Raw genomic sequence first — 11518 nt, 5'->3', positions numbered from 1 at the left:
AGCTTCAATCGACGATGCTACCGGCATCGCCTCATTCAGCTTCCTTGCACATGAAAATTTATCCTGCGTGTAATGGAACGGTAATTATCGTGGATCATACTAGTTTTGAAAAACAAAGACCGAAATTCCTGCTTCTGGCAGGATTTCGGGTAAAAAAATAAGGATACTCCGAAAGGAGTATCCTTATTAAAAATCATGTAAGCGCAATTATTTGATGATGTACGGGGACAGGGTCTCCAGAATCTCATCGATGCCAGCCTCAGCATGGATGTTTAAGTCAATCGGCTTGGAAAGATCCAGGCTGAAGATACCCATGATGGATTTTGCGTCGATGACATATCTGCCGGATACCAGGTCAAAGTCAACATCGAACTTGGTTAAGTCGTTTACGAAAGACTTTACTTTATCAATAGAATTTAAAGAAATACGAACTGTTTTCATGTGAGAAACCTCCTTAAATGGTTACCTTTTTAATCTTGGCGTATGGATGCAATATTCGTTCGCCTTATGATAAATTTTACAAAGATATTTGTGGAAAGTCAATAGGGAGTTTCGATGAAATCAGGTTAAATATTTGTTAGAAAAACAAGAGGAAATGAGGAGAAAAATATGAGGACGGCAGCATTGCACAATCTGGGCTGCAAGGTGAATTCCTACGAAACGGAGGCCATGCAGCAGCTTCTGGAAGAGGCCGGATACGAGATCGTGCCCTTTCACGAAAAAGCCGATGTCTACATTATCAATACCTGTTCGGTGACCAACATCGCGGACCGCAAGTCCAGACAGATGCTGCACCGGGCCAAGAAACAGAATCCGGAGGCCGTGGTGGTTGCGGCTGGCTGCTATGTTCAGGCGGCAGCGGAGGAGCTGAAAGCAGATCTGGCGGTAGATGTCATCATCGGAAATAACAAAAAGCAGGATCTGGTACCGATTCTGGAGGAATATTTCAAAGATAAAAGCGACAGCAGCCATGTGATCGAGATCAACGAGACGCATGAGTACGAGCGCCTTTCCATCCATAAGATCGCGGATCATACCCGCGCGTTCTTAAAGGTGCAGGACGGATGCAACCAGTTCTGCAGCTATTGTATCATTCCGTACACCCGCGGACGTGTTCGCAGCCGCAGACCGGAGGAGGTTGTGGCAGAGGTGAAGGAGCTGGCGGCAGCAGGCTACCAGGAGGTGGTTCTGACAGGCATTCATTTAAGCTCCTATGGCGTGGATTTTGAAGAGGGCAGGAAGGAAACGCTGCTCAGCCTGATCCGTCAGGTACATGAGGTGGACGGTATCCGCCGTATTCGTCTGGGATCTCTGGAGCCGCGCATCATCACCGAAGAATTTGCGCAGGCCCTGGCAGATATGCCAAAATTCTGTCCGCATTTTCACCTGTCCTTACAAAGTGGCTGTGATGAGACCTTAAAGCGCATGAACCGCCATTACACCACGCAGGAATACGAGGCAGGCTGCGACATTCTGCGCAGATATTTCGATAATCCGGCTATCACCACCGATGTGATCGTGGGCTTTCCGGGAGAAACTGAGGAAGAATTTGAGACTACGAAGAAGTTCCTGGAGCGGATCGGCTTCTACGAGATGCACATTTTCAAATATTCCAGACGGGCCGGAACCCGCGCGGACCGCATGCCGGACCAGATTCCGGAACAGGTAAAAACAGCCCGCAGCGAAGTACTTCTGGCTCTGGAAAAGCAGATGTCCAGGGCATACCGCGAGAGCTTCCTTGGCAGGAAAAAAACAGTGCTTCTGGAAGAGAAGACAGAGATCGATGGCCGGGAATACATGATCGGCCACACCATGGAATACGTAAAAGCTGTGGTGCCTTATGCAGAAAATCTGAAGAATAAAATGGCAGAAGGAGTCCTGAAAGAGGCGTTAAGCGACGAGGTTCTTGCGCTTGACGAATCCTGGAAAGTAGTATAGAATATAAAAGAATAGTTAAAGGACGTGAAGAACATGGGCGAAATTCATAACACACAGTTTTTTAAAGCAGTACAGGAGAACAAGATGGATGTCAGCCAGGTTTTGGAACAGGTGTATGTGGCGCTGACGGAAAAAGGGTATAATCCGGTAAATCAGATCGTAGGTTATATTATGTCCGGAGATCCGACCTATATCACCAGTCATAAGGGTGCCAGAAGCCTGATCATGAAAGTGGAACGTGATGAGATTCTGGAAGAACTGATGTCTGTTTACATCGATGCCAGATTAAAGTAAAAGCTTGTGCCAGATATAACGAAAGATGTTTGCCAGCCATATCCGTCCGGAGAGGCTGGCAGTTTTGTGTATGATAGGAAAAAATTTATGAGAATTTTAGGACTGGACTATGGATCCAAAACAGTAGGGGTAGCAGTCTGCGATCCGCTGGGCATGACGGCTCAGGGCGTGGAGACCATTACCCGGAAGGAAGAAAACAAGCTGCGCAAGACCCTTGCCCGGATTGAGGCCCTGGTGGAAGAATATCAGGTTGAAACCATCGTTTTGGGATATCCTAAAAATATGGATGATTCAATTGGGGAACGTGCGCTGAAAACAGAAGAATTTCGCAATATGCTGGTACGCAGAACCGGTCTGCCGGTTGTTCTGTGGGACGAGCGTCTGACAACTATTGAAGCAAATGAGATTCTGATCGAAAGCGGAGTACGCAGAGAAGACCGGAAAAAGGTGATCGACAAGATTGCGGCCACCCTGATTTTACAGTCTTATCTGGGCTCCCTGAAGTAAAAAAACAGGAGAGAGACCGTGATGGAAGAAAAAATTACCCTGCAGACCGATAACGGAGAATCTGTGGATTTTTATGTCCTGGAGGAGACCCGTATCAACGGAATGAACTACCTTTTGGTGACGGATTCCGAAGAAGAGGAAGACGGAGAGTGCTACATTTTAAAAGATGTTTCCAAAGCAGAGGACAGCGACGCCGTATATGAATTCGTAGAGAACGATGACGAGATGGATTATCTTTTTAAGATTTTCACCGAACTGATGGAAGATATGGAAGTAGAGCTTCAGAAGTAAGCTTTAAATAAATTGGAGGAAAAACATTGAGCATGGAGAATCAGAACAATCAGAATGACAAACCGGCCGACGGCTACGCTCAGGCACCGCAGCAGGAAGAAAAGTCCGTGCTGGCTGAACTGGCAGAGTTTGTTTCCCGGAAGAAAGAGGCGGTACAGAGCGTGACCGCACCGGCAGTGGAAGCAAAGCAGGATGCGCAGCAGAACGTGGAAAAAGAGCAGAATGCAGCCGGCATCCAGAGTGAAGCGGGCAGCGCGGCGGTTTCTGACGAAGCAAAAGAAGAAAAGAGCGGACGCCCGGCAAGAAATACCCGCGGCAGAGGACCGAGAAGACCGAGAGCAGCAGCACCAAAGCGTCAGGAAGGCGCAGATTCCGCTGAGAATGAGAATTCGCAGGAAGAGAGAAAGCTGAGAACAGCAAGAGGAAGCCGCAGCGCGGCAGAGAGAACCGAAAAGGCGGAACGTCCGGCAAGAGGCGAGCGCGCAGCCCGCGGCGAGAAAGCAGAAAAACCGGTAAAACCAGAACGCGCAGCCAGAACGGAGAAGCCTGCAAGAGCAGAGCGCCCGGCAAAGACTGAGAAACCGGCCAGAGTTTCCAAAGCAAAGAATGTACTGGCCGATACTGGTTCCAAGCCAAAGGTACGTATCATCCCGTTAGGCGGTCTGGAGCAGATCGGTATGAACATTACCGCATTCGAATACGAGGACACCATCGTAGTTGTAGACTGTGGCCTTGCATTCCCAACAGAAGACATGCTGGGCATTGACCTGGTTATCCCGGATGTTACTTATCTGGAGCGCAACATCGACAAAGTCAAAGGTTTTGTTATTACTCATGGACATGAGGATCATATTGGCGCGCTGCCATACATCTTACAGAAGATTAACGTTCCGGTTTACGGAACCAAGCTGACCATTGCCCTCATTGAGAACAAGTTAAAAGAGCATAACTTAATGAAGAGCACCAAGCGTAAAGTGGTAAAACACGGCCAGTCTGTAAACCTGGGCTGCTTCCGTGTGGAGTTCATTAAGACCAACCACAGTATTGCGGATTCCGCAGCGCTGGCTCTGTTTACTCCGGCCGGTATCATTGTGCACACCGGAGACTTTAAAGTAGATTACACTCCGGTATTCGGAGATGCCTTTGATCTGGCGCGTTTTGCGGAGCTGGGAAGAAAGGGCGTTCTGGCACTTCTGAGCGATAGCACCAACGCGATCCGCAAGGGCTTTACTGCTTCCGAGCGTACTGTAGGAAAGACTTTCGATGCCATTTTTGCGGAGCATAAGAACAACCGTATCATCGTGGCAACCTTCGCCTCCAATGTAGACCGTGTACAGCAGATCATCTTCACTGCTGAGAAATACGGACGCAAGGTTGTGGTAGAGGGCCGAAGCATGGTCAATGTCATCGGCACGGCCAATGAGCTGGGCTACATCAACATTTCCGATGGAACCCTCATCGAGATCGACCAGTTAAAGAACTATCCGGATGAGCAGACGGTCCTCATTACGACAGGAAGCCAGGGCGAGTCCATGGCGGCTCTGTCCCGTATGGCATCCGGCATGCACCGCAAGGTATCCATCAAGCCGAACGATGTTGTCATTATGAGTTCTACTCCGATCCCGGGCAATGAAAAGCAGGTGGCCAAGGTCATCAACGAGCTGGCTATGCGCGGCGTAGAGGTCATCACCGAAGATACCCACGTATCCGGTCATGCATGTCAGGAGGAAATCAAGCTGATTTACTCCCTGCTGCATCCGAAGTTTGCGCTTCCGGTACACGGTGAGTACCGCCATCTGGTAGCGAACCAGTCTATCGCAACGGCCATTGGCGTGCCGAAGGAGAACGTGCTCATCATGTCCTCCGGCGATGTTGTGGAAATCTGCGAGGATTCCTGTAAGGTTGTGGATCACGTACAGCACGGAGGCATTCTGGTAGACGGACTTGGCGTGGGTGATGTCGGAAACATCGTGCTGCGTGACCGTCAGAATCTGGCACAGAACGGTATCATCATCGTAGTCCTGACGCTGGAGCGTTACAGCAACCAGCTGCTGGCCGGACCGGATATCGTATCCCGCGGTTTTGTTTATGTGAGAGAGTCTGAGGACCTTATGGATGAGGCAAAACGCGTAGTAGATGACGCGGTCGCAGACTGCCTGAGCCGTCATGTGACCGACTGGGGCAAGTTAAAGAACATGATCCGCGACAGCTTAAGTGACTTTATGTGGAAACGTATGAAGCGGAATCCGATGATTCTGCCGATCATTATGGAGGTTGAATAGGCTAAAGATGAGCCACATCACCAGAGATATCAACAGGGTGACCGGAACGGTCATCGGAATTTCGGGAAAGCTGATCCTGTATGCCCTTGTGATCCTTCTGCTTGCGGAAGGCATCACAAGGGGCTATGCCTTCGGTCATTCCCTGTTTTATGAAAGCTCTGTGGAACAGGCCCCGGGCCGTGATATTGTGGTTACGGTACCGGACGGTCAGTCAGATTCTGACACCATCCACGAACTGAAAAAGGACGGACTCATCGACAATGAGCTTGCCATGCGGGTTCAGATGAAGTTTTATGATTATGAGATCCACCCGGGAACCTACACGCTAAACACCTCCATGTCATCCAAAAAGATGCTTCAGATTCTGAATGAGAAGGCAGACAAAGAGGAGGAACCAGCGTCATGATGGACCAGGAGAGGATCACACAGTATATCCATTCCCTGGATCAGGGGCACGGCGCGTTCTGTGACCAGATCGCGAAAGCGGCCCGGGCAGACCGTGTGCCCATCATCCGGAAAGAAACGGCGAATTTTCTGCAGGCCATGGTAGCGGCAACGCGGCCGAAGCGCATTCTGGAGGTCGGAACCGCTGTAGGCTATTCTGCCCTTCTGATGGCGCAGGTCATGCCGGAGGAAACGGATATCATCACCATTGAAAAGTACGAGCCGCGCATCCCAGTGGCCCGCCGCCACTTTGCGGAGGCGGGACTTTCTGACCGCATTACCCTGCTGGAGGGGGATGCCGGGGAAATCTTAAAGAAACTGGACGGCTCTTTTGATTTTATCTTTATGGATGCGGCAAAGGGACAGTATATCCACTGGCTGCCGGATATTCTCCGGCTGTTATCCACAGGGGGTGTGCTGTTTTCTGACAATGTACTGCAGGACGGCGACATCATTGAGTCCCGCTTTGCGGTGGAGCGCCGAAACCGCACGATCCATGCGCGCATGCGGGAGTATCTGTACACCCTGACCCATATGCCGGAGTTTCAGACCAGTGTAGTGCCGATTGGAGATGGCGTAGCGCTGAGTGTGAAAGGGTAGAAGAACGTACCGGAGCTGAGGGAGCCGGGCGGGAAAACGCATGACGGCTGGAATCGAACGTGTATAGGGAAACTGGAAATTGATTGAAACAGGAAGAAGATTATGAGAGAAACAGAATTACTGATTCCGGCAGGCAGCCTGGATGTGCTGAAAACAGCAGTTATCTACGGTGCCGATGCCGTATATCTGGGCGGTGAGGCTTTCGGCCTCAGAGTCAAAGCAAAGAATTTTACCAACGAAGAGATTAAGGAAGGCATCGCTTTTGCCCATGAGCGGGGCGTCAAGGTCTATATTACCGCCAACATTCTGGCACATAACGATGACTTGGCCGGTGTGGAGCAGTATTTTGAGGAGTTAAAGGATATTCGTCCGGATGCTCTCATCATTTCCGATCCGGGCGTGTTTGCCATTGCAAAGCGTGTGCTGCCGGATATGGAGCTGCATGTCAGCACTCAGGCCAACAACACCAACTATGGAACCTACCTGTTCTGGCACCAGCTTGGGGCAAAACGCGTGGTATCCGCAAGAGAGCTTTCCTTAAAGGAAATCAGGGAGATCCGTGCCCACATTCCGGAGGATATGCAGATCGAGAGCTTCATCCATGGAGCTATGTGCATTTCCTATTCCGGCCGCTGCCTGCTGAGCAATTTCCTGGTGGGAAGAGATGCCAATCAGGGTGCCTGCACCCATCCGTGCCGCTGGAAGTACTCTGTTGTGGAGGAGACCAGACCGGGTGAGTACATGCCGGTTTACGAGAATGAGCGCGGAACCTACATCTTCAACTCCAAGGACCTGTGCATGATCGAGCACATCCCGGAGCTGATGGATGCCGGAATCGACAGCTTCAAGATTGAGGGCCGCATGAAGACTGCGCTTTATGTGGCTACCGTAGCCCGCACTTACCGCAAGGCAATCGATGATTATAAGAAGGATCCGGCCCTGTACCAGAAGAATATGGAGTGGTACAAGGAAGAAATCGGCAAATGCACCTACCGGGAGTTTACCACCGGTTTCTACTTCGGCAAGCCGACCACAGACAGCCAGATTTACGACAGCAACACCTACGTCAAGAACTACACCTATCTTGGCACGGTGGAGGAAGTCCGGGAGGACGGCTGCTGCCGCATTGAGCAGAAGAACAAATTCTTTGTGGGTGAGCAGATCGAGATCATGAAGCCGGACGGCCGCAACGTGCTGGTTACCGTAAAAGGCATCACCGATGAGGATGGAAACGCCATGGAGAGCGCGCCGCATCCGAAGCAGATCTTGTGGGTAGACCTTGGAAGCGAAGTCAGCCCGTACGATATTCTGAGAAGAAGTGAAATGGAATAAAATTTGAAATTGGAGCCCTGGCGCAAGCCGGGGCTTTTTGTATTTCTTAAAGAATTGTGCATACATCTCGACTTTAACGCGTTGACGTGTTATACTGGAGAACAGCTGATGAAAATGTTTCGCAACTGTTCAGTAGGTCTGCGCATTCACTGCGCTGACCGTATGAAAACATGGGCTTGCAGGCAAAAATCCCATTGCCGAAGGCAATTTTCAATGGATTTTTGCCCGTAACTGTGAGGGTACTGAACAGTTACAATGTTTCGCAATATAAAACATCATCCGAAAAAACATGACCAGATAAGGTCGAAACAAACGTTAAGACAGGAAAGGCTGTGTAGCATGAAGATTATTGTATGTATGAAACAGGTTCCGGCAAGCTCCAAGGTCGACATTGACCCGGAGACCGGCAATCTTAAGAGGGGAAGCGCAGGACAGCGCACCAATCCGTATGATCTCTACGCGCTGGAGTGCGCGCTGCAGATCCGTGAAAAAACCGGCGGCACCGTTACGGTGCTGACCATGGGACCGGGACAGGCGGAGAGCATGATCCGGGACGCCTACAGCATGGGGGCTGATGAGGGCGTCATTTTAAGTGACCGTAAGTTTGCCGGTTCGGATGTGCTGGCAACCTCCTATACCTTATCCCAGGGCATTGAGATGTTAGGCGGCGCGGACCTGATCCTTTGTGGCCGCCAGACCACAGACGGTGACACCGCCCAGATCGGACCGGCGATTGCTGAGCATTTACATATCCCGCACTGTGCGTGGGTGTCTGCCATTGAGGAGGCAGACGCGGAGCAGATTACGTTAAAGCAGGATTTCGGAAGTGTGACCCAGATCTCCAGAATGAATTATCCGTGCCTGGTTACTGTGGACAAAGATATCTGTGTGCCGAGACTTCCTTCCTGGCGCCTGACCAAAGAGACCCAGGACCGTCCGGTGCGCGTGGTAACCTTCGATGATCTTCCAAGACCGGATTTGACCCGCTTTGGCGCAGTTGGTTCCCCGACCAGAGTGGAACGCATCTTTGCGCCGGAGGCAGGGGCAGCCAGCGTGGTACTGGAAGGATCGGCAGCGGAAAAGGCAGACCAGCTGACAAAGCTGCTTGCAGAGCGAAAATACATCTGATCGGAGGAAATAGTATGAAGTTATTACGGTTTGATCCGGAGCTCTGTACCCTTTGCGGAGCCTGTATCGATAAATGCCCGTTTGGCGCCATCACTATGGAGAAAACGGGAATTACGTTAAATGAGAACTGCCGCATGTGCGGCGTCTGTGTAAGGCAGTGCCAGAGCAAGGCACTCTATTTTGAGCAGAAGGCCGGCGGTGAGGACAAGAGCACCTGGAACGGCATCCTGGTTTACGCGGAGCAGGAGCGCGGAAAGGTGCATCCGGTGGTCTTTGAGCTGATCGGGGAAGCCAGAAAACTGGCAAAGAAAGTGGGCTACAAGGTTTATGCGGTTATGGTAGGAACTGCCGGAACCGCAGAGAACGCGAAGGAGCTTCTGCCATATGGTGTGGACGAAGTATTTGTCTATGAGCATGAGGGCTTTGCCGGATTCAAGGCAGACTGCTATGCGGATGCCGTGGCGGACTGCATTTCCAAGCTGCGCCCTTCGGTTGTTTTAGTTGGCGGTACTTCCCTGGGTCGTTCCCTGGCACCGCGTCTTTCTACCCGTTTCCATACGGGTCTGACGGCAGACTGTACGAAGCTGGAGATGAAATCCAACACCGATCTGGTACAGATCCGTCCGGCATTCGGCGGAAATATCATGGCACAGATTGTCATCAGCGAGTCCCGTCCGCAGTTCGCGACTGTCCGTTACAAAGTCATGGACCGTGCGGAAAAGGTAGAAAAACCATCTGGAAAAATCACGATCTGCAAGGCATCCGAAGATATGGCACGCTCCCGCATTGAGGTGCTTTCTGCAAAGGTGCTGGAGCATGTGCGCTCCATAGAGGAGGAAGATGTGCTGGTGGTAGCAGGACGCGGAGCAGGCAAGGCGCTGGAACAGTTACAGGAGCTGGCAGAGCTTCTGGGCGGCCAGCTGTGCTATACCCGTCCGATGATCGAGGATGGTTTTGGAGATACCGCGCATCAGATCGGCCTGTCCGGACGTACCGTAAAGCCGAAGCTGATCCTGACCTTTGGCGTATCCGGCGCCATCCAGTTTACCGCCTGCATGAACAGCGCGGAGTGCATCGTAGCTGTGAACAATGACCCGGAGGCACCGATCTTTGACATTGCGGATATTGCCATCAAGGATGATCTGTATGCCGTGCTGCCGGAGCTTTTGAATGATGTAAAAAACAGAAAGGATGGTGAGTGATATGCCGTTTCCATACAAAAAAATGACCGAAGAGGATTTCGCTTACCTCCGCAGCGTGACCGCGCCGGAGCGTGTCTGGGTCGGTGACGAGATCGCAAGAGAATATTATCACGATGAGATGCCGGAGTACGGCGTGTTCCCGCCGGAGCTTTACGTGGAAGTGCTGGACAAACAGGAAGTCAGCACGATTATGAAATACGCCTGGGAGCAGAACATCCCAGTGGTTGTCCGCGGAGCCGGTACCGGTCTTGCGGGCGGCGCAAACTGTAAGTACGGCGGCATTCTGCTGTCCGTGATGAAGATGAACAAGATGATCAGCCTCGACAAGGCCAACATGACCATGACGGTCCAGCCTGGCATGCTTTTAACCGAGGTGGCAGCAGCTGCAGCGGCAGAGGGCCTGTTCTATCCGCCGGATCCGGGCGAAAAGACCGCGTCTATCGGTGGCAATGTTATCACCAACGCCGGCGGCATGCGTGCGGTCCGTTATGGCCTGACCCGTGACTTTGTCCGCTGCATCGAGGCGGTACTGCCGGACGGCGAGATCGTCCAGTTCTCATCCAACGTCGTGAAGAACACTACCGGTTACGATGTGAAGGATCTGGTGATCGGTTCCGAGGGAACCCTGTGCATCCTCACGGAAGTGACCTTAAAGCTGATGCCTGCACCGAAATTTACCCGCACCCTGGTGATGCCATTTGAAAATCTGGAGAGCTGTATCGATATGGTGCCGCGTCTTTTACAGATGGCAGCCGTGCCGACCGCCATTGAGTTTCTGGAGCGGGAGCTGATCGACATTGTGGAGCGCAATCTTCACAAGCTGCTTCCGGTCAAGGAAGGTGACGCAGTACTGATCGTCATGTATGATGCAGGAAGCGAACAGGAACTCTTATCTGCCTGCACCGAAGCTTCAGATGCGGCACTGGAAGCCGGAGCCATTGACGTTTACATTGCCGATACACCGGAGCGTATTGCCTCTGTATGGTCCGTGCGCAGCGCAATTCTCGAGGGAATGAAGGCCGAGAGTGTGGCACAGGAGGAATGTGATGTGGTAGTACCGCGGGCGAAGATCGCGGAATATGTGCGCCTGGCAAAGGGCATTGGCGCCAAATACGGCATTCGTGTAGAGCCCTGCGGTCATGCCGGTGACGGAAACATCCACACCGAGATGCTGCGCGACGCCTCCATGAGCGATGAAGACTGGATCAAAGGAACCAGAGCCTGTCTCACCGAACTCTATGGCGTATCCAAACGCTTCGGCGGCCAGTTATCCGGCGAGCACGGAATCGGAAACGGAAGACTGGAATACTTAAAGCCGTTCGTCGGTGACCGGATGTATAAGCTGTATCAGTCGATTAAACTGGCGTTTGATGAGAAGCTGATATTGAATCCGGGGAAGATTATTACCTTTGAAGAATAAAAATTAGGGGACGGAATCAATAAAAGGTTCGGGCGTGCGGGGAATTGCAGAATCCAATTCCCCGCACGCCCTACTTTATT

12 protein-coding genes are annotated in these 11518 nt (G+C 51.6%); 11 read left to right on the top strand and 1 reads right to left on the bottom strand.

What is annotated here, in order from left to right:
- Window positions 1–207: 207 nt before the first annotated feature.
- A complete protein-coding gene (locus tag WMO41_RS15305; protein ID WP_118534028.1) occupies window positions 208–441 on the bottom strand; it encodes an HPr family phosphocarrier protein in 234 nt (77 codons plus the stop codon).
- Window positions 442–609: 168 nt separating this feature from the next.
- Between WMO41_RS15305 and mtaB the strand changes: the two genes are divergently transcribed.
- The 11 genes from mtaB (at window position 610) to WMO41_RS15250 (ending at window position 11438) form a co-directional block, all read left to right on the top strand.
- Complete coding sequence (gene mtaB, locus WMO41_RS15300; RefSeq protein WP_349230497.1) at window positions 610–1938, top strand: tRNA (N(6)-L-threonylcarbamoyladenosine(37)-C(2))-methylthiotransferase MtaB; 1329 nt, start codon at window positions 610–612, stop codon at window positions 1936–1938.
- A gap of 33 nt (window positions 1939–1971) precedes the next feature.
- Window positions 1972–2232, top strand: coding sequence for an IreB family regulatory phosphoprotein (locus tag WMO41_RS15295; protein WP_118534026.1), 261 nt, complete (start codon window positions 1972–1974; stop codon window positions 2230–2232).
- Window positions 2233–2319: 87 nt separating this feature from the next.
- Window positions 2320–2739, top strand: coding sequence for a Holliday junction resolvase RuvX (gene ruvX / locus WMO41_RS15290; protein WP_118534025.1), 420 nt, complete (start codon window positions 2320–2322; stop codon window positions 2737–2739).
- 21 nt (window positions 2740–2760) lie between these two features.
- Window positions 2761–3030, top strand: a complete 270-nt coding sequence (locus WMO41_RS15285; RefSeq protein ID WP_177292628.1) for a DUF1292 domain-containing protein — start codon at window positions 2761–2763, stop codon at window positions 3028–3030.
- A 32-nt stretch (window positions 3031–3062) separates the two neighbouring features.
- Window positions 3063–5312: an RNase J family beta-CASP ribonuclease gene (locus WMO41_RS15280; RefSeq protein WP_494338480.1), complete on the top strand. Its 2250-nt coding sequence runs from the start codon at window positions 3063–3065 to the stop codon at window positions 5310–5312.
- Entirely contained in the window at window positions 5305–5718 is a 414-nt protein-coding gene (locus WMO41_RS15275; protein WP_349230496.1) for an endolytic transglycosylase MltG, read from the top strand. Before WMO41_RS15280 ends, WMO41_RS15275 begins: the two co-directional genes overlap by 8 nt.
- Window positions 5715–6356 carry an O-methyltransferase gene (locus WMO41_RS15270; RefSeq protein WP_349230495.1) on the top strand — a complete coding sequence of 214 codons (642 nt, stop codon included), beginning with the start codon at window positions 5715–5717 and terminating at the stop codon, window positions 6354–6356. The genes WMO41_RS15275 and WMO41_RS15270 overlap by 4 nt, the downstream gene beginning before the upstream one ends.
- 102 nt (window positions 6357–6458) lie before the next feature.
- Entirely contained in the window at window positions 6459–7688 is a 1230-nt protein-coding gene (locus WMO41_RS15265; RefSeq protein ID WP_349230494.1) for a peptidase U32 family protein, read from the top strand.
- Between the two features lie 339 nt (window positions 7689–8027).
- On the top strand, window positions 8028–8816 hold the full coding sequence (locus tag WMO41_RS15260; RefSeq protein ID WP_177292621.1) for an electron transfer flavoprotein subunit beta/FixA family protein: 789 nt from the start codon (window positions 8028–8030) through the stop codon (window positions 8814–8816).
- A 14-nt stretch (window positions 8817–8830) separates the two neighbouring features.
- Window positions 8831–10018 carry an FAD-binding protein gene (locus tag WMO41_RS15255; protein WP_349230493.1) on the top strand — a complete coding sequence of 396 codons (1188 nt, stop codon included), beginning with the start codon at window positions 8831–8833 and terminating at the stop codon, window positions 10016–10018.
- Between the two features lies 1 nt (window position 10019).
- Window positions 10020–11438 (top strand): FAD-binding oxidoreductase, encoded by a 1419-nt coding sequence (locus tag WMO41_RS15250; RefSeq protein WP_349230492.1) that lies wholly within the window; start codon window positions 10020–10022, stop codon window positions 11436–11438.
- Window positions 11439–11518: the final 80 nt, after the last annotated feature.

Origin of the sequence: Ventrimonas faecis, assembly GCF_040096075.1 — a bacterium.
In the GTDB taxonomy this organism is placed as follows: Bacteria; Bacillota; Clostridia; order Lachnospirales; family Lachnospiraceae; genus Brotaphodocola; species Brotaphodocola faecis.
This window is presented reverse-complemented; position numbering and strand designations above follow the sequence as displayed.

What these genes read in the sequence shown, in the direction of transcription:
- WMO41_RS15270 (WP_349230495.1), top strand. Translation starts at nt 5,715, where the DNA reads ATGATGGACCAGGAGAGGATCACACAGTATATCCATTCCCTGGATCAG.
- WMO41_RS15285 (WP_177292628.1), top strand. Translation starts at nt 2,761, where the DNA reads ATGGAAGAAAAAATTACCCTGCAGACCGATAACGGAGAATCTGTGGAT.
- WMO41_RS15305 (WP_118534028.1), bottom strand. Translation starts at nt 441, where the DNA reads ATGAAAACAGTTCGTATTTCTTTAAATTCTATTGATAAAGTAAAGTCT.
- WMO41_RS15295 (WP_118534026.1), top strand. Translation starts at nt 1,972, where the DNA reads ATGGGCGAAATTCATAACACACAGTTTTTTAAAGCAGTACAGGAGAAC.
- WMO41_RS15255 (WP_349230493.1), top strand. Translation starts at nt 8,831, where the DNA reads ATGAAGTTATTACGGTTTGATCCGGAGCTCTGTACCCTTTGCGGAGCC.
- mtaB (WP_349230497.1), top strand. Translation starts at nt 610, where the DNA reads ATGAGGACGGCAGCATTGCACAATCTGGGCTGCAAGGTGAATTCCTAC.
- WMO41_RS15265 (WP_349230494.1), top strand. Translation starts at nt 6,459, where the DNA reads ATGAGAGAAACAGAATTACTGATTCCGGCAGGCAGCCTGGATGTGCTG.
- WMO41_RS15280 (WP_494338480.1), top strand. Translation starts at nt 3,063, where the DNA reads ATGGAGAATCAGAACAATCAGAATGACAAACCGGCCGACGGCTACGCT.
- WMO41_RS15250 (WP_349230492.1), top strand. Translation starts at nt 10,020, where the DNA reads ATGCCGTTTCCATACAAAAAAATGACCGAAGAGGATTTCGCTTACCTC.
- ruvX (WP_118534025.1), top strand. Translation starts at nt 2,320, where the DNA reads ATGAGAATTTTAGGACTGGACTATGGATCCAAAACAGTAGGGGTAGCA.
- WMO41_RS15260 (WP_177292621.1), top strand. Translation starts at nt 8,028, where the DNA reads ATGAAGATTATTGTATGTATGAAACAGGTTCCGGCAAGCTCCAAGGTC.